Below are 18,579 nucleotides of genomic sequence, written 5' to 3'. Positions count from 1 at the left end.
GTTAGATGTGAATTTTAATTCTCTTTGGATTTCTCTTTTAGCCAGCATGATTTTTATTCTTGCTGGGCTTGTGCTTATTGCTATTGATTATTCGAGCTTGGAGAAAAATTATCGATTGGTTTATCAGGATATCACAAAGAACCTCATACCCAAAGAGATAAAAGACGAAGAACCTAATCCACGCACGAAAGAAAAATTAAGAAGTGAGCTCATCATGGCAGATGAATACTTGAAGCAAAATTCAGTAGAGTCAATACGCAAGGCTTTGGATATTTATAATAAAATCTACTCTTTCGCGCAGGAAGAAGATTTAAAGCAATTAGCGAAATTTGGACTATCGTATTCTTTATATCGTTTAAATGATGAGAACCGTTCCCTTCAACACTTAAGAGAATTAAAATCACGAAAAATCATAAACCCTGCACTGGAAGAAGAAATAGATTACCTATTGGGAAGAATTCTACTTTTAGGGGATAATGAAGAAGAAGGAAAAGCGATATTGCAAAATCTTTTAGCAAAGACAAACTCAAAAGAATTAAAATCAAGAATCCATTCTACTTTTGGTGATTACTATTATAAAAAAAAGAATTACCAAAGAGCTCAAAAAAATTACTTTTTGGCTTTAAGATACAATCCTGATCACCTTTATGCTGAGAGGGTATCCCAAAACTTAAAGCAGAACAAAAAGTATCTACCCATCGAATACGAAAATTATAACTTTGAGACCCCAACGGGAATACTAGACAAAGTGAAAGAAAAACAAAAAGAAGAGAAAAAATCAAAAGATACAAAAACCATCAAAAAACAAGAAACCACTCAAAAAATAGAAAGAAACGATAAACAAGATAAAAAAGATAAACAAGAAGAAAAACAAAAAACCTCTCAAGACAAAATTGCTCACAATCACAAAGAAGAAAATGAACAAAATAATTTATCTTTTTCTGAACAAATTGAAATGTTTAGGCGTGAATTAAAAATCGCTGTAGCAAATATCTATCAAAAAAGTTATTTGGAAGCCTATAATCAATTGGTTCAACTAGAAAGAAAAATCATGAACTTTTTACAAAAAAAATCTCTATCAGAAAAACAAAAAAGCAAGATTTATGAGATTTTAGAAAATGTGTACTTTCGGCTTGGAGAATTACAAGAAACTCAAAAAGAAAAGAGCTTGGCAAGGATTTATTATGAACGTGTCATCACAAATCCGAATGAACTTTTAGATCAAATGGCGATGATAAAAATAGGAATTTCCTATTTTGATGATGATGAGTTTCAAAAGGCGTATCAATACTTTAAGAAAGCATATGATTTTGATCCAAGAGGGAAATATTCCCAAGAAGCGTTAGAATGGCTGAAAGAAACAGAAAAAATCCTTTTGGAAAAACAAGGTAATTTTCAGTAGTTAATCATAGCTTCATTCAAATCGATATTAACTGACTCGGTTTCGTTGGATTTATCTTGGGAAAATAAGTGAATGTAGTATTCTTCATCGATTTCTGGTTCAATACCAAAGATTTCATAAATACGAAGTGGGACATCGTTCAGGTAATTTAAATTTTGAAATTCTTTTTGTAATCTTCCAGAAACTATGAGTGGCACTAAGTTGTTGGTATGGGTTTTTACGGACAGGTCTTCTAAATTCCCATGATCTGAAACTATGATCAATGTATCATCTTTATCAAGAGCTTCTAAAATCCCTTGGATGAATCTTTCTAACTTTTCGATAATAAACTTTGCTGCTTCGAAAGATTGACTATGACCAGCTTTGTCGGATAGAAAATACTCAAAAATTACCAAATCATAATTATGAGAAATTTCTACGGCGTCTCTTCCTCGTTGTATGGGATCCATAATGGGAACGACTTCTTTGAGTTCTGGATAGTATTCATGCATGATATGATGAGTGATGTCCATATAAAGAGCTCTTTTGTTGAGAATATCGTTTATTGTGAACAAGTTCTGACCAGAGGCTTTTTGAGTATGGGTGGATGCACTGGCAATTCTTGGGAGTTTCTCTAATTTTTTGAGGAACTTTGGAGTATATGCATTTAAGAATGTAGCTCTTAGTTGATGTTCTTTAAACTTTTTTATGATTGAGTGATCGTAAATGATGGTTTTTAGTTTGGGACCTGGAAATCCTGTGATGTGATAACCGATGATTTTCGGTGCATTAACTCCGGTCCATAGACTGGTCTGACCTGTAGCAGATTGGGGAAGTCCTGCAATTCCCATATTAGCATCTAAAGGATAAACCTTGAACTTTTTGTGAAGTCCATTATCTATATATAATTTCCCTGTGCAAACTTGTAGGATTGAAGTTGCATATCGTGAGAAGGGATTTTTTTCTGCGTTGTTTTCACCAATCCCGATTCCATCGATGAAAAAATAGATTAAACTCATGGTATTAGTATAAAGATAATACCTTATGAATGAAAATCAATTAAATTTGATTGCTTTTTTGCATATGTTCAAGAAAAAAATTAGGAATGGATTGGAATCGTCCAAAGCTTTGGAAGGAAATTCAAAAGGCTTTTTTAGAACATAAACTGCAAAGATACATGATTGAATTTGATACGGTTTCTTTAGAAACAAAAATAAACAAAATCCGCCAGAAAATTTTTGGTGAACAAGAGTTCTTAGAGCTGAAAGATAAAGTTCTGTTCCATCAACCTCAGTCCTATCTCAATAAGGTGAGTTTTTATGAGAAAAAATATTTTTTTGATAAATTCTTTAGGAAAGAGATATTAGATTTTCTGAAAAAAAAGTATAGTGAAGATTTTGAATTCTTCCTTTTGTTAAGTTTGGAAAAAAATTTTTTTGCTTTAAATCAAAAGCTCCATGAATATCTAAAAAAAGACTTCAATTACCTTGATGGATTAGTTATTCTTGCATCAAATGAGTTTTCTTATGGCTATTTTCCTTTATTAGCGTTCAATGTCGATGAAGAGACAAAAAAAAATTTGTATATCAATTTTGATGATGATTTATTTCCCATGAATGAGATTACAAAAATCCAAGATGATATGTTGGAATTTGTAAAAATAACGAATGAATTACTATTAAACCCATTCTTTACCAAGCGTTTTTCGTCGGAGATTTTAAAATCCATACAAAGGTTAATTCTTTTTAAAAAAGTATACGGAAGTATTGAGTTTGTCTTAGTTTGTTTTTTTGGTTCCCAAGAAAATTTAGAAAATTTTATCAAATCGAATTCAATTGAAAGACTAAATGTCTTTTTGGATTTGATGTATGATAAGTTAACTTTTTATAGTTATGTTTTCACTTTTTATTCATTAAAGTTTATGAAAAGAAAAATATTTTTACTGATTATGAATCAAATAAAAGTTGTTTCGAATAAGTTCAATGAAGCTGTTATAGTAGAGATTGAGTTCCAACAAGATCCAGACAATCTAAAAACTTTAATCGAAGATATAAAAATTTTCCAAAAAAAGTTCGAAAACCAAAAGGACTACACCTTGATGAGAGTTCGTTTTAAAAAGTTATTCATAATCTTTAGAAATCATGAGGTGTATCATAAGCACTTTCATCAAATTCTTAACGAAATCAAACAAACAATCAGACATTCTTTGAAGGTTAATTATAAAATAATTTCGCCCAAAGAATGGACATACGTAAATTTCTAATTTTTACTTTTGCCTTCTTTTGGTTAAAAGAACTTTTATCGTGTCCAGGTATGCTTGAATTTGTTGATATTCTTCAAAAAGCAAAAAGGAACTATCAAGAAAAAAATTATCAAGAAGCTTTTTTATATTATGAAAAGATCCAAAATTGTCCAAGATTTCATTCTACTGAAGCCAATCTTTATGAGTATTCATACACTATTTACCAATATTGTAAAGACAAAGATATTCTTAAAGAATGTAGAACTCAACTCTTAAAATCTACAAGTTTATTACAGAAAGCTATTGAACTTTTGAAGCCAGAAGATGCGTTTTTTGACCTTTTATATGAAAGATATTTTTTGCTTGGTCATATTTATTTTGAACTGAGTCAGTGTTTGGAAGCAAAAAAGGCATTTCGCAAGGCTTATAGTTTTAAAAAGACGAATGAAGCTTTTCAAAATTGGCAAAACTTACAAAAATTATGTCCTTAACCACTTTTTTAAATGCCAAAAAATTACATTTATTTTTAATTTCTTTCCTAATAACGAGATAAAATTTCTTCCTTTTGGTATTAAATTTGCTTACTATAATTAGATAAAAGATTAAAAATTCTTGACTTTTTTAAAAAAAATATTTTATTAGAAACAAAATTAGCAATCAAAATAATTGATTGCTAATTTTTAAGTAATACATAATAATAAAGGGTTGAAAGAAAGGATGGAAAAAAAAGTAAATGAATCTATTACCATCAAACAATGGAGCGAAGATGAATTTAATGATATTTTAGATCATCGTGAAAAGGTAGTTTTACTTTTATTGATTGAGGATTATATTGATTTAGGAGTTCCGATAAGTAGTTTACAATTAGTTGAAAGGCATAAATTAAAGTGGAGTTCTGCCACAGTTCGATACATCTTATCAGAATTGAATGAGAAGGGATATATTTACGCACCCCACAGGAGTGCAGGTAGGTTGCCAACAACAAAAGGGTATCGGTATTATATAAAGAACCTACCTATTGATCTTCCGCCGTATTCTCCTTCAAAAGAAAAACAAAATATTATACAAAGAGAGTTTTTAAGTAGAAAGTTTGAAATTCCTGATATTTTAGAGAGTAGTTGTAAATTGATTAGTATTCTAACGAATTACATGGGTATTGCTATACCACCTATTTTAGAGAAAAATATACTTCGTCATATTGAAATCATAGATGTAGGTGGTGAAGAGGTGTTGATGATATTACTCACAAGATCTGGTTCTGTTTATAGTCGTTTAATCCACTTAGAAGAAAGAGTCCCACGAAATATTTTGGAACAAATATCTCGCTTCTTAAATGAAAATTTTAGTGGTATGGATATCAAAGAGATCCATCAACTTCTAAATAGTGGTGATGTATCTCCTATTGGAGAAATGTATCGTTATGCATCATTGATTATGAGAACCTTATCTGCTCACTTTAAAACTCTTAACGAAGTGGAAGACGTTATCATTGCTGGGATTGATCGATTTATCGAAGAGTTGGAGAGTCGTGGTGAACATCTCATAGATATATCTATGCTTTATAACTTAAAAGAAGTATTTCGCAATATTTTAGTTCAATCTTCGGAGTTGGATGATATCGTGGTTTCTATCGAAGGTGATCGAAATCCTCAGTTGAACGGACTTAGTGTTATCACGGGAAGTTATAGTATGGGTGATAGAAAAATAGGAGCAATGGGGGTTGTAGGACCTAATCGTATGAACTATAAGTCGGTAATACAAATCTTAGAGTATTTTCGATTAATGATTTCAAGCATGATTACCAAAATAAATCGTTAGGAGGTGGAACATGGAAGAAAAAGAGAAAATGGAATTTACAAACATTGATATCGCAGAAGGAATGGTAGAGTCATCTGTAAAAAGCGAAGATTCTAATGATGCGAATGATAATTCTTCAGTTAAAACAGAAGATGAACAAAAAGGAATCAATTTAGAAGAAGAATATAATAAACTAAAAAAAATAAATGAATTCCTTAAAGAAGAACTTCAAAAGGCCCTTGAACAAGTAGATTTATTTAAAGACCAATGGGCACGAGAAAGAGCTGAATTTTTGAATTATAAAAAAAGGGTTCAACAAGAAATCCAAAATTCTAAAAGCATTGGTATTGAAGAATTTGCAAAGAAATTGTTTGGAGTGCTGGATAATTTAGACATGGTTTTATCTTCAAGACAAAATCATCCAGAAGTTTTGAATTTTGTCTTGGGAGTAGAATTAATACGCGAAGAATTTCTAAAAATTTTAGGACAATACTTTATCAAACCATCTGTGGAAAAAGGAGACAAATTCAATCCCTCTTTAATGGAAGCGATTGATGTGGAAATTCGAGAAGATTTACAAGAAGAAGTAGTATTGGAAGTTTATAAAAAAGCATATATCAAAGAAGAACCTAATCAGAAGATAAATGTTCTTAGGGTAGCTTCTGTAAAAGTCGGTAAACCCAAACAAGCAATTATTTCAGATCGTCATAATCATTTTGATTCAGAAAAGACAAATCCAAATCCCAATTAAAACTAAAAGGAGAAGCATATGGCAAAAGAAAAAATCATAGGTATTGATTTAGGAACAACTAACTCCGTAGTGGCAATCATGGAAGGTGGTGAACCTGTGGTAATACAAAACGCCGAAGGTTCCAGAACAACCCCTTCCATCGTTGCATTTGTTGATAAAGATACGAGATTGGTAGGTCAATTAGCAAAAAACCAAGCAATTACAAATCCAAGAAATACAATTCGTTCCATCAAACGTTTCATGGGGAAACGATTTTCAGAAGTGCAGGATGAATTAAAATATGTATCTTATAAAGTGATTCGTTCTGGTATTGATGGTGTGAAAGTAGAAACGGATTATGGTTCTTTTACACCTCAGGAAATCTCAGCCTTCATTCTTCAAAAAATGAAGCAAACAGCTGAAGACTACTTAGGACATCCTGTAAAAAAAGCCGTAATCACAGTTCCTGCTTATTTCAATGATGAACAAAGACAAGCAACAAAAGATGCAGGTAGAATAGCTGGTCTTGATGTGGTGAGAATTATAAACGAACCAACTGCCGCTGCGTTAGCTTATGGATTGGATAAAAAACACAAAAACCTCAAAGTAGCAGTATATGACTTGGGTGGTGGAACTTTTGATATTTCTATTTTGGAATTAGGTGATGGTGTTTTTGAAGTAAAATCGACAGCTGGAGATACCCACTTAGGAGGAGATGATTTTGATCAAGCCATCATGCAATGGTTGATTGATGAATTCCGCAGAGAAACAGGGATTGATCTATCTAATGACAAAATGGCTTTACAACGACTAAAAGAAGCAGCAGAAAAAGCCAAAATTGAACTATCAGGAACTCATCAAACACAGATCAATATCCCATTTATTACAGCAGACCAAAGCGGACCAAAACACATGAATTATACCCTCACAAGGGCAAAATTCGAACAGTTAGTCAAACATTTGATTGAAAAAACGAGAGGACCGTGTGAGCAAGCTCTACGAGATGCAGGCTTAAAACCCAGTGATATTGATGAAGTTATCTTAGTTGGAGGTTCAACGAGAATCCCCGCTGTTCAAGCTTTGGTAAGAGAAATCTTTGGAAAAGAACCCAATAAATCTGTTAACCCTGATGAGGTCGTTGCCGTGGGTGCTGCTATCCAAGGAGGCGTTTTGGCAGGAGAAGTCACCGATGTTCTTCTTCTTGATGTAACACCGCTATCTTTGGGAATTGAAACTTTAGGAGGTGTATTTACCAAACTCATTCCAAGAAATACGACTATACCCACAAGAAAGTCTCAAATCTTTACAACTGCTGCAGATAACCAAACTGCTGTGACCATACATGTGCTACAAGGTGAAAGAGAAATGGCACGAGACAACAGAACTTTGGCACGTTTTGAGTTAGTGGGCATCCCACCAGCACCAAGAGGAGTGCCTCAAATTGAAGTAACATTTGATATAGATGCAAACGGAATTGTTCATGTATCTGCGAAAGATCTAGCCACCGGAAAAGAACAAAAAATCCGTGTAGAAACCACGAGTGGTTTAACCGAAGAAGAAATCCAAAGAATGATCAAAGAGGCAGAACAATACGCCGAAAAAGATAGACAAGCAAGAAGACTTGCAGAAGCAAGAAATGAACTCGATAATATTATCTATTCATTAGAAAAATCAGCTCGAGAGTCAAATCTTTCTCCTGATGAAAGAAAGCGCATTGATGATGCTATCCAAAAAGCACGTTCAGTAATGGATTCAGATAGAATTGATGATATCTATCGAGAAAGAGATAATCTATCGAGATTATTTAATGAATTCGGAAGTAAATTTGCTCAAGGTGGTTCTTCTCGTAACTATCAGAATGCTTCTGATGCACAAAATGATGATAAGAAGAAAGGAGAGAAGGTTGTAGATGCCGATTATACAGTAGTTGATGAAGATAAAAATTAAATCAAACCCCTCGTATTGAGGGGCTTTTATTTAAAGGTAGGTGAGCTATGCCAACAAATACCAATAAAGATTACTATGAAATCTTAGGAGTCAGTAGAAATGCTACATTAGATGAAATCAAGTCAGCTTATAGAAAACTTGCTTTGAAGTATCATCCCGATAGAAATCGTGATGACCCAAGTGCAGAAGAGAAATTTAAAGAAATCACGGAAGCCTATGAGGTCCTCTCCGATCCTGAAAAACGTGCCATTTATGATAAATATGGCAAAGCAGGATTAGATGGAGCTGGTTTTGGTGGACAAGGTTTTGGATACAAAGCTTATACAGATTTTTCTGATATATTTAGTGATTTTACTGATCTTTTTGAAGAGATTTTTGGGCATAGCTTTCGTCAAAGTGGTGGGGAATATGTTCGAAGAGGAACAGACTTGCGTTATAACTTAGAAATAGATTTAGAAGATGCAGCTTTAGGTAAGGAATTAACCATTGAAGTTTCAAAAAAGGAAACTTGCGATGACTGTAATGGAACAGGCGCAAGAAAAGGTACAAGACCTCAGATTTGTTCTTTTTGTCAAGGAACTGGTAGAGTTCGAACCATGCAAGGTTTCTTTTCTATTACCAGACCTTGTCCTGAGTGTAGAGGAACAGGTAAGATCATAAAAGAGCATTGTCATAGATGTAGTGGTGAGGGAGTAGTTTTAAAAAAGAAAAAAATCAACATAAAAATTCCACCCGGTGTTGAGAATGGAAGTAAGATCCGTATTAAAGGCGAAGGAGAGGCAGGTTTAAATGGAGGACCACCAGGAGATTTATATGTAGTAACTTACATAAGAAAACATCCTATCTTTGAACGACAAGGGGATGACTTGGTTATAAAGGCTTCTATTCCTATTACTTTGGCGATTTTAGGAGGAGAAATAGATGTTCCCTTGATTGACGGAAAGAAAGCAAAACTAAAGATCCCTCCTGGAACACAGAGCAATCAAATATTTCGTCTTCGTGGGAAAGGAATGCCAATTATGGGAACCCATAACAAAGGTGATCAATTAGTCATTGTGGAAATCCAAGTTCCCCAAAAACTTTCGTATCGGGCAAAAGAGCTCATCAAAGAATTGGAAAAAGAATTCGAGTCGATGGGAATCCATAGAGAAACCTTTTCCAAACCTTAATTTACTTTACTGAACTCTTCTATAAAAAATTAAAGACTTAATGAATAACAAAATCAAACTAGGTATTGTTGGTGTTGGTCACATGGGGCAATACCATGTGAACGTGGCTATTTCTATTCCTAAAATTGAAGTAGTCGGTGTTTATGATGTTGACAAAGCAAGATTAAAAGAGATATCCGAAAAGTTTTACGTTAAACCTTATGATAACCTTGATGCTTTGATACGTGATTCTGATGCTTTGATCATAGCAGTTCCTACAAAATTTCATTTTGAGTTAGCAAAAAAATGCTTAGAGTCCGAAAAACACATATTAGTAGAAAAGCCAATCACGGAGACTGTTCGAGAAGCCGAGGAATTAATTGAATTAGCAGAAAAAAAGGGTTTAATACTTCAAGTTGGTCATGTGGAGCGGTTCAATGGTGCAATTTTGGAAATCAAAAAAATCATCGAAAATCCATACTTTATAGAGACAAAACGATTATCACCCTTTAATCCCAGAGTCAACGACATTGGTGTAGTTTTAGATTTAATGATTCATGATTTGGACATTATTCTGAATTTGATTCCTTCAGAAATTAGATCTATTTATGCTCGTGGTATAAAAGCCATCACAAAATACGAGGATTTAGCTACAGCTACGATACAATTTGAATCAGGAACCATAGCCAATTTAGTTGCAAGCCGAGTCACCCAAAATAAAATCAGAACTTTGACCATCACTCAAGAGAAATCTTATGTAGTATTGAATTTTGCCACACAAGATATTGATATCTATCGCATGGCATCAAGTGCTTATTTGATGACTAGGGAAGAATTGAAATATAAACAAGAATCCTTTGTTGAAAAAATCTTTGTCCACAAAGACAATCCCTTAAAATTAGAACATCTTCATTTTATTCATTGTATTTTGGGTCAGGAAGAACCTTTAGTCCCCAATCACAAAGACATATTAACCATGAAATACGCCCACCAAATAATTGAAGATATTTATAAACATTTTTAAATAATACTTCGTATAGCATTGATAATTCTTTCTACATTTCCAGAGGTAAGCATAGGATAAATGGGTATACATAGTCCTTTTTTCAGGAGTCGTTCGGAATTGGGAAATTTTTGGAAGGTTTCGTTTAAATATTTATGTAATGGCGTAGGTATGGGTTGAACTTCGATCTTTAAAGATTTGAAGTATCTTGTCATTTCTTCTTGGCTCTTTGAGAAGACCACAGGGAAGCGATGATAGTTATCGTATTTTGGGTTTTGGAAATATGTTTCGTGATGAGTATTCCTCAGACCTTCTAAAAATTTATGCCCTATTTTTTTTCTTCGTGTGAGGAGGTTTCCAATCTTGTTTAACTGGTGGATTCCTATTGCGGATTGAAAATCTTCTAAAAGATAATCAAAAGCAGTTTTGTTGAGATTTCGATTTTTTGAGTAAGTGATTTCGTTTAGTTCTTTTATGATTTTGTTATCGTTTGTAAGTATAATAGCTCCTTTTGCAGTAGTAATAATATCATCAGGATAAAGTCCGCAGATTTGGATTTTACTGAATTTGCCAATATTTCCATTTACTTCATCCTCATTTATGGAAATCTGAAAACCTAACATTCCTGTAATGTCTTCAATTACGTGAATGTTTTTTTCTTGTAGCAGATCAAAAGGGAATTCATAATATGCACCATACGTATAATCCGCGATGAAAACATCATTTTCTTTCATTTCTTTTGTGATGATTTCTTTTAGATGATCAGGATTAGGAAAAAAAGAGTTTTTATCTATTTCTATCAAACAGATTTTAGCATTTATATATTTTGCAGCATCTAAAGCGGATACAGGAGCTAAATTACTCATCCAGATGGTATTTGTCTCATTAATCTTTAGGCTCAAAAAAGCTAAGTGATAAGCACTTGTTTTTGCATTCACCGCCAAAGCATGTTTAAAATTAAGCGTTTCGCAGAATAATTTTTCGAACTTTTCTCGGATGGTTTCAGTAGTAAATTCATCCTCCAGTAAGCAATCTAAAACAGCTTCTAATTCTTCTTTAGCTAAGTAAGCTCGGTAGAACAGAATCGGCTTAATGGATTCTCTTTTTGTCAGATACGTCTGTATACTCATAAGTATAAAATTTACTGTATGATTCTATCGACAATCGGAATTTCTCAAGTTAGTCGATGGGTTGCTCATAATAATATAAGAATGAAAGAATCAGAAAGTCAAAGTTCTAAACTTTCTTTTGTTTTTTGGTTCAAAAGGGTGGTGGCTAAAAACGCCCATGCCTCAGAACTAAATATTAATATGATCTCTTGGTGTTTTAAATCACCAGGAAAAAATAAAATCTGACCTTCATGAAAACTCCATTCTTTTTGATTCATAATAACTTTGACGTTGCCTCGTAGAATTGTGATGATACTGGGAAAAAACTTCAAATGATAAAAAAGAGTTTTATCAAAATCTTGGTCTGATGAATGGATTAATTCCAGATAAAATTCTTCTATTGGAATTTGATAAAATTTAGAAATATTATTTGTTTTTTTTGGTCGTAAAGGACTTATGCGTTTTTTTTCGTAATCGAGGGTTGCTAACAGAGTTGGTATGTCTTTGAATTTGCTTGTAAGTCCTGCTCGTATGACGTTGTCGGAGTTCGTCATACATTCAACAATCGAACCTCTTAAATAGGCATGAGGAGTATTGGGCGGTAAAAACAATGCTTCGTTTTCTTTTAAGTGATAATAATTCAGTAGATAAATTGAATAAATCCCTGGATCATCTTTTCCAAATGTTTGATAAAGTTTAATAAACCATTGATCACGGATGGGATCAGGTGAAGCTTCCGAAAGAAAACTCAGAAATTCTTCTGTTAATGCTACTAATTTTTGTTTGTCAGCATTCATCAAGTTTGCATAAATTCTTTTTAAGGAAAATTCTGATTTTTGATCCCATAGCTCCTTTGTTGGATATTGATAAAAAAAGTTTAATAATTCTTCATGAGGACGAAAACCACAAAGAGCTTCAAAATCCCCTAAGCTGATGGCAATCTCAGGTTTGTGATTGGAGTCAGGATAGTTTGCTGGGTCCTTTTTGTGTAAAATGATGGCAGTTTTTTTGTCAGGATGGGATTGGATAGAAAGAGGTTTTTCTGCTTCTAAGATTTTCAGCAAAAAAGGGAACTCTTTTTTAAAAGACAAATCCTCTCCGAGAACATGGGAAGGATTTTCTTGTATCAACTGATAAAAATTGTAAGTTCTTGATGAATCATGAATGTCTTTTAAATGAGAGGGATTTTTAGGATGTGCACCTTTCCAGACTTCTGCAATGGGTTTTTCAGTTAGAAAGTGTGAGTGTTTCTTTTTCAGAAAAGTTCGAATGGAACTCTGATCATCCGTGCTACCCCAATCATAATACTGAACAGAAGGAATGAGCTCATAAAATGTATTCTGGCTCATAAATTTCTTAGAGTGTCGGGTTCTTTTAATTCTTTGGGTGGTTCATGAGAACGTAAAAAAACCGACTCGATGGCTTTGAATACAAAAAATCCCACAAACAAAAAGAAAGAAACATAAATAAAAATCTTCCAGAACCTCAAGTTGTCTTTGGGTTCAACGATGATACTCAACATATCGTTTATAAGATAACGAAAAATGCTTTTAATGAAGTTCCAGAATTTCACATTGGCAAAAAAATGAAAAAAACTCAGATTGCAAACAAACTTTCTTTATGAACAAAAGAGAATTTTCTTTTTACAATAGCAGAGACGTTTGGAATTCTTTTCAAGGTGATGAAATCGAAGATGAGGTTTTAAAAAATCTTTTTCTTCCATCAAAAAATATGACCTACATTATTTCTATTTCTGGAGGTCCCGACTCAGTTTTAGCAGCTTTTTTTTATTGGCATTTTTATCAAAAAAATTGGATAACACAACCAGTTTTGTTTCATTTCAATCATCAACTTCGAAAGGAAGCAGATGAAGAAGAAGACTTCGTTTGGAATTTATCTCGAGAGTGGGATTTGCCAATATACATAGAATCAAGAAACGTCAGAGAATTCGCCCAAAAGACAAAAACGAACTTAGAAAAAGCGGCACGCATCCTTCGATATAAAAGCCTTGTTCGACTCCAAAATAAATTAGCTTCATCTTGTTTGATTGTGACCGGCCATAATGCGGATGATTACGTTGAAACCCTGTTTTTACGTTTATTACGGGGTTCTTCGTTAAATCATGTTTATTTTCATCATCAAAGAGTCCTTCCTGTCAGGATTGCAAAAAAAGTTTTTACATTAAAAATTTTGAGTCCGCTACTTCTCTTCGATAAAAAAGAAATCCTAGAGTTTTTGGAAAATCAGAAACTCCCATACAAGATTGATGTTTCAAATTTTGATGTTTCCTTCAAACGAAATTTTCTTCGCCACAAAGTGATTTCTTCGCTTAAGAAATTGCAGTTTTCATCTAGTCGTTTGTGGCAAATTACCCATTTAAATCTGATGTTTTTTCAAGAACAAATTTCCCTTAGGGATTTTCTTTTTTTGGATAGAGTTTTATTCTTTCAACTTTCGAACCGGGAGGTAAAGATTCTTTTAGATCAAATTACAAAAAACTTGGGAATTTCGCCTTTTTCTCATCGTGTGATTTCAGAATTCATTTTGCAATCTTATCAAAAAAGAATTCAGATCGAAACGAAAGAATGCCTCATTCAAAGTGTAAAAAGAAAACTTTGGTTTTTTCGAAAAACATCTTTGTATCTAAAGCCCCCCATCATCCAAAAAGAACCAAATCATTGGAAAGTTCAATGGCATGAAGAAGAGCGAATCTACCCACAATCATACGAAAGGATAGAATACATAAAAAACGAAAAACAAAAAAGAATCAAAGACATTGTATCACAAACCCTTCGAGAAAAAGAAATCCCATTATGTGTTAGGGTTTTCATTCCCTATGGCATAAAGAAGAATTCTTCAAATTACTCCATCAAAATTTTTCTTTCTTTCTTAGATGGCTTTTGGGATTTTGAGATTTTTTTGTAAACTATGCTTAGTGCTTTTATTCATCACGGAAAGTTCTTGCGAAATCCTATCGTAATAGAAATGTTTGTGGTTTTTTTGTTTCTGCCATTTCTTTACACAATACCTAATGTTCGTTCTTTTTTGCATGGAGTTCTCAGTGACTACCCCTTGTTGTTAAAACTGCTACCTTTGTTGTTTTTGTTTTTTCTTGTTTTGGTTTTCTTTTATGTTATTAATAGAAACTCTTACCAAATCAGGGATTATTTTTCGAAAAAAAATTTAATAGAAAATGCCTATTATTTAAAAATCATCTTTTTTCGTTTTTTGTTGATTGTGGTTTCGACTTCTATTTTTGTTTATTTCGTATTTCCTGAGAGGTTCTTTTATTTTTGGAAAGATTTTTCTCAGTATTCTTTGATTATACTCTTGGTTTCAATTTTTTATCCCATTTTGTCGGTGATACCACAAGAATTCATTTTTAGAATTTATTTTCTTCATCGATATTCCCCTCTTTTTTCGTCTCAAAAAGAACTCATTTGGGTAAATAGTTTGCTATTTATGTTCATTCACATCATTTACGAAAACTTCGTAGCTCTGCTGTTTACTTTTTTGGGAAATTTTTTGTTTATGAAAACTTTTCTGTTAACAAGATCATTTTGGCTAGTGGTGCTGGAACATAGTCTATATGGACTTTGGCTCTTTTATTTGGGATTGGGAAGATTTTTTTATCATTTACGAGTTTGAGTCAAAAACAACGTTTTAGTAAAAAGTTCTGGATTTTTTTCGCTTTCTTGCATTTGATTGAGAAATTGGGATTTTTATAAGATTTCGGTTTTTTACTTGCCAAAATTTATCTTTGAATTAAGATATCATTAGAGTTAATTTTTTTAGAATCATTCTAAATTAAATATAATTATAAAAAAATACTAAACAATTTTTAAGTATTTTTGAGGACGGTATTATGAAGACGCAAGCCCTTTTAGAAGAAGAACCAAGATACTATGAGCCTGATAAATTCCCTCCTGGAATCAGCCGAAAAGTAGTGGAGTCTATATCCCATATAAAAAATGAACCTGGCTGGTTAACAGAATTTCGACTCAAAGCCCTGGAGATTTTTTTATCAAAACCCATGCCGAACTGGGGTTTTATTCCTCGTTTTCAAATCGATTTGGATTCGTATGTTCATTACGTAGGTTCGGGTAAGAAAAAGAAAAAGTCATGGGATGAAGTAGATCCTGAGGTTTTAGAAAGTTTCGAACGTTTAGGGATACCTGAGCATGAGCGAAGGTATCTCGCTGGTTTAGAGGCAATGAGTGATTCTGAGACAGTCTATGCAAATGTCAAAAAAGAATTAGAAGAATTAGGAATCATTTTTTGTGATATTGATACAGCTGTTCAAGAGTTCCCTGAGTTGGTAAAAAAATACTTGGGTACTGTTGTTCCACCTGAAGATAACAAATTTGCGGCATTAAATAGTGCTGTTTTTAGTGGTGGTTCTTTTGCTTACGTGCCAAAAGGCGTGAAAACTCCCCTCCCCCTACAAGCGTATTTTAAAGTCACAGCGGCATCTTCTGGTCAATATGAAAGAACTCTTCTGATAGCCGATGAAGGAAGTGAGTTGATTTATAGTGAAGGCTGTACATCTCTACAAGATCATGGAACCAACTTTCACACAGCTGTAGTGGAATTAATTGCTCATAAGAACGCAAGGATTCATTACACTACCATCCAAAACTGGAAAAAGAACATGTATAATTGGACAGTCAAACGTGGGGTGTGTCATGAAAATGCTCATATCACTTGGAATGACGTAAATATCGGTGCTCAAACGATAAAATACCCTGGCATTGTGCTTTTGGGGGATAACTCTACGGGGGACGTTTTGTCATTGGCTTTCGCTGGAAATCAGCAAATTCAGGATACGGGATCAAGAATCATTCATGTAGGAAAAAACACAAGATCTAACGTATTAGCAAAAGGAATTTCATTAGACGGAGGAATCAATAGTTATCGAGGTTTAGTGAAGTTTGAAAAAACTGCTGAAAATGCAATTAGCCACGTAAAGTGTGATAGCTTGATGTTAGATGATCGTTCTGAAGCTCATGCCTATCCATACAATGAAATTGAATCAGAAACTGCGAGATTAAACTACGAAGCCACAGTTTCCAAAATTGACGATGAGATTTTATTTTATTTGCAAACAAGAGGAATAGAAGAAGACGAAGCAAAATTATTGATCGTTGCGGGTTTTTGTGATGATATTGTGAGGGATATCAACGTAGAATACTCTGTTGAAATCAAGCGCCTCATTCGAATCATTTTAGAAGATGGAAAAGCCATCAAAAGGACAACTCCCACGTTAAAACGTGAAATTTTAGTAAATCGATAGGAGAAACATCATGTCATATCTATTGGAAATAGAAGACTTACACGTAGAAGTGGAAGGAAAAGAAATCCTCAAAGGCATCAATTTGAAGGTGCCATATGGAGAAATCCATGCCATTATGGGGCCCAATGGATCCGGCAAAAGCACGCTTTCCTATACACTCTTAGGACATAAAAACTATGTTGTAACTAAAGGTGACATCAAGTTTGAAGGAGAAAGCATTTTATCTCTTCCCACTCATGAAAGAGCAAGAAAAGGGATTTTTCTTTCATTGCAACATCCCACGCAAATTCCTGGTGTTTCGACCATGGATTTTCTAAGAAACGTGATGAAGAGTTTTCATCCCCAACTCACGCTAAGAGAAATTCATGAGCGTATCCAAAAAGGTTTTGAAAAACTCCAAATGAGAAAAGAGTTTTTAACTCGTTATGTAAATGATGGTTTCTCAGGTGGTGAAAAAAAACGAAATGAAATCTTACAGATGTATTTGATTCAACCCAAATTTGCTATTTTGGATGAGATTGACTCCGGCTTAGATATTGATGCGTTAAAGATTATTTCTGAAAATATCCAATCAATGAAGTCTCCAGAAAGATCAATGATTTTGATTACCCATTATCAAAGGTTATTGAATTACATCGAAGTTGATAGAGTTCACATCTTATTTGATGGGCAAATTCAGTTTAGTGGAGGAAAGGAATTAGCAGAACGTTTAGAGCAAGAAGGCTACGAAGGAATATTATCCATCGTAAAAAAGTAGGTTAAACATGAAGGTTCAATCCATTCCCAATGAAAGCATAGCAAAGTATCTCAACAATATAAAACACAAAGCTCTCCAAGTATTAGAACAAACCCAACTTCCGCCTTCTCATCATGAGTCATGGCGAAAAATCAACATCCATTTGATACCCTTTTCGACTTTTCGGTTTCAGGATTCCGTTCTGGAAACAAAAAGAAATGGAACTTCTTTATTCGTAGATTTTATCTCTGATTTTGAAAAAAAACTCTTATTAGCAAATTATGATCAAGAAATGGCTCGGGAGTTTAACTGGGAGGTGGATTATTTTGGTATTCTGAATGTAGCATTTTTGCAAAACTTGAATATTATTCGAATTCCCAAGAATTCTCAAGAAAAACAGGAAATTTCAATCCAACACCTTCCCCAAGAGGGAAACTCTTTTTTTCCTTTTACGATTGTGGTTGCTGAGAGGAATTCCGAAGTTGTGATTACGGAAGAGTTTCGTTGTGAAATTCCGTCCTTTTGGTCCTCGTCAGTATTGATTTATGCAGAAGAAAATGCACGGGTTTATTATTACCAAATTCGGCATTATAATGACCTTGATTTTCATTTCCATCGGATACGGATTTTGCAAAAAAGGGATTCTTATGTTCATGCAGGAGTATTTCATTTAGGAGGAAATTTAGGGAAGGGTTTCATTCAAGCCAGATTGTTGGAAGAAAATGCCCAATTTCGTGGGATTGGTTTTTTCTTAGGAGGAAAAGGAAATTATCACAATATGGAAATGGATATTTATCATTTGAATCATCATCAGTCAAGTTCACTATTGTATAAAACCATCGTCAAAGAAAGAGCTCATTCTGTGTTTATTGGAAAATTAGAGTCTTTGCCAAAAATCAGAGGAGTTGAAAGCCATCAGTTGAATCAAAACTTGATTTTGAGTAAAAAAGCCAAAGCCGAGTCTCGACCATGGTTAATTGTTCGTTCAGAAAACGTCAATTGTGAGCATGGTGCAACCTCAGGAGATTTAGACGAGGAAGCTCTTTTTTACCTACAAGCTCGTGGACTCAACGAAGAAGAAGCAAAGAAAATCCTCATAATTGCTTTTATGGTGGATTTGGTGGACGAAACCCAATGGTCCCAAGAAAAAAAAGACTCTTTTTTACAAGAACTAATAAACCGACTTTAGTTTT

General features: G+C 33.6%; 17 protein-coding genes. 13 read left to right on the top strand and 4 right to left on the bottom strand.

Annotated features, from left to right (window positions below; genetic code table 11):
* Positions 1-7: 7 nt before the first annotated feature.
* Positions 8-1,402 carry a hypothetical protein gene (locus tag NZ853_05795; protein MCS7205190.1) on the top strand — a complete coding sequence of 465 codons (1,395 nt, stop codon included), beginning with the start codon at positions 8-10 and terminating at the stop codon, positions 1,400-1,402.
* Here NZ853_05795 and NZ853_05790 read toward each other — a convergent pair.
* Positions 1,396-2,400 (bottom strand): metalloenzyme, encoded by a 1,005-nt coding sequence (locus tag NZ853_05790; protein ID MCS7205189.1) that lies wholly within the window; start codon positions 2,398-2,400, stop codon positions 1,396-1,398. The two genes, NZ853_05795 and NZ853_05790, sit on opposite strands and share 7 nt — an antisense overlap.
* 86 nt (positions 2,401-2,486) lie before the next feature.
* Between NZ853_05790 and NZ853_05785 the strand changes: the two genes are divergently transcribed.
* The 7 genes from NZ853_05785 to NZ853_05755 all read left to right on the top strand — a co-directional run bounded on the left by NZ853_05785 (position 2,487) and on the right by NZ853_05755 (position 10,269).
* Positions 2,487-3,644, top strand: a complete 1,158-nt coding sequence (locus NZ853_05785; GenBank protein ID MCS7205188.1) for a hypothetical protein — start codon at positions 2,487-2,489, stop codon at positions 3,642-3,644.
* 50 nt (positions 3,645-3,694) lie between these two features.
* On the top strand, positions 3,695-4,114 hold the full coding sequence (locus NZ853_05780; protein MCS7205187.1) for a hypothetical protein: 420 nt from the start codon (positions 3,695-3,697) through the stop codon (positions 4,112-4,114).
* Positions 4,115-4,340: 226 nt separating this feature from the next.
* On the top strand, positions 4,341-5,441 hold the full coding sequence (gene hrcA, locus NZ853_05775; protein ID MCS7205186.1) for a heat-inducible transcriptional repressor HrcA: 1,101 nt from the start codon (positions 4,341-4,343) through the stop codon (positions 5,439-5,441).
* A 10-nt stretch (positions 5,442-5,451) separates the two neighbouring features.
* Positions 5,452-6,171 (top strand): nucleotide exchange factor GrpE, encoded by a 720-nt coding sequence (grpE, locus tag NZ853_05770; GenBank protein MCS7205185.1) that lies wholly within the window; start codon positions 5,452-5,454, stop codon positions 6,169-6,171.
* A gap of 18 nt (positions 6,172-6,189) precedes the next feature.
* The gene (gene dnaK, locus NZ853_05765; protein ID MCS7205184.1) at positions 6,190-8,097 is read left to right on the top strand and encodes a molecular chaperone DnaK; all 1,908 of its coding nucleotides are present in this window, start codon (positions 6,190-6,192) and stop codon (positions 8,095-8,097) included.
* Between the two features lie 47 nt (positions 8,098-8,144).
* The gene (gene dnaJ, locus NZ853_05760; protein ID MCS7205183.1) at positions 8,145-9,266 is read left to right on the top strand and encodes a molecular chaperone DnaJ; all 1,122 of its coding nucleotides are present in this window, start codon (positions 8,145-8,147) and stop codon (positions 9,264-9,266) included.
* A gap of 40 nt (positions 9,267-9,306) precedes the next feature.
* Positions 9,307-10,269, top strand: a complete 963-nt coding sequence (locus NZ853_05755) for a Gfo/Idh/MocA family oxidoreductase (protein ID MCS7205182.1) — start codon at positions 9,307-9,309, stop codon at positions 10,267-10,269.
* On the opposite strand, the gene NZ853_05750 is transcribed toward NZ853_05755, so the two are convergent.
* From NZ853_05750 to NZ853_05740, 3 genes are all read right to left on the bottom strand, one after another.
* Positions 10,266-11,378: a DegT/DnrJ/EryC1/StrS family aminotransferase gene (locus NZ853_05750; protein ID MCS7205181.1), complete on the bottom strand. Its 1,113-nt coding sequence runs from the start codon at positions 11,376-11,378 to the stop codon at positions 10,266-10,268. The genes NZ853_05755 and NZ853_05750 overlap by 4 nt on opposite strands.
* A gap of 98 nt (positions 11,379-11,476) precedes the next feature.
* The gene (gene manA / locus NZ853_05745; protein ID MCS7205180.1) at positions 11,477-12,706 is read right to left on the bottom strand and encodes a mannose-6-phosphate isomerase, class I; all 1,230 of its coding nucleotides are present in this window, start codon (positions 12,704-12,706) and stop codon (positions 11,477-11,479) included.
* Positions 12,703-12,930: a hypothetical protein gene (locus tag NZ853_05740; protein MCS7205179.1), complete on the bottom strand. Its 228-nt coding sequence runs from the start codon at positions 12,928-12,930 to the stop codon at positions 12,703-12,705. The genes manA and NZ853_05740 overlap by 4 nt, the downstream gene beginning before the upstream one ends.
* A 47-nt stretch (positions 12,931-12,977) precedes the next feature.
* On the opposite strand from NZ853_05740, the gene tilS reads away from it, so the two are divergent.
* The 5 genes from tilS (at position 12,978) to NZ853_05715 (ending at position 18,575) form a co-directional block, all read left to right on the top strand.
* Entirely contained in the window at positions 12,978-14,282 is a 1,305-nt protein-coding gene (tilS, locus tag NZ853_05735) for a tRNA lysidine(34) synthetase TilS (protein MCS7205178.1), read from the top strand.
* Between the two features lie 3 nt (positions 14,283-14,285).
* On the top strand, positions 14,286-15,005 hold the full coding sequence (locus NZ853_05730; GenBank protein ID MCS7205177.1) for a CPBP family intramembrane metalloprotease: 720 nt from the start codon (positions 14,286-14,288) through the stop codon (positions 15,003-15,005).
* A gap of 217 nt (positions 15,006-15,222) precedes the next feature.
* Positions 15,223-16,650, top strand: a complete 1,428-nt coding sequence (gene sufB, locus NZ853_05725; protein ID MCS7205176.1) for a Fe-S cluster assembly protein SufB — start codon at positions 15,223-15,225, stop codon at positions 16,648-16,650.
* A gap of 10 nt (positions 16,651-16,660) precedes the next feature.
* A complete protein-coding gene (gene sufC, locus NZ853_05720) occupies positions 16,661-17,407 on the top strand; it encodes a Fe-S cluster assembly ATPase SufC (protein ID MCS7205175.1) in 747 nt (248 codons plus the stop codon).
* A 7-nt stretch (positions 17,408-17,414) separates the two neighbouring features.
* Complete coding sequence (locus NZ853_05715) at positions 17,415-18,575, top strand: SufD family Fe-S cluster assembly protein (protein ID MCS7205174.1); 1,161 nt, start codon at positions 17,415-17,417, stop codon at positions 18,573-18,575.
* Positions 18,576-18,579: the final 4 nt, after the last annotated feature.

The sequence above is a fragment of the Leptospiraceae bacterium genome, assembly GCA_025059995.1.
Lineage (GTDB): Bacteria > Spirochaetota > Leptospiria > Leptospirales > Leptonemataceae > SKYB61.
Note: the sequence above shows the minus strand (reverse complement) of the source record. Positions and strands in the feature narration are given on the sequence as shown.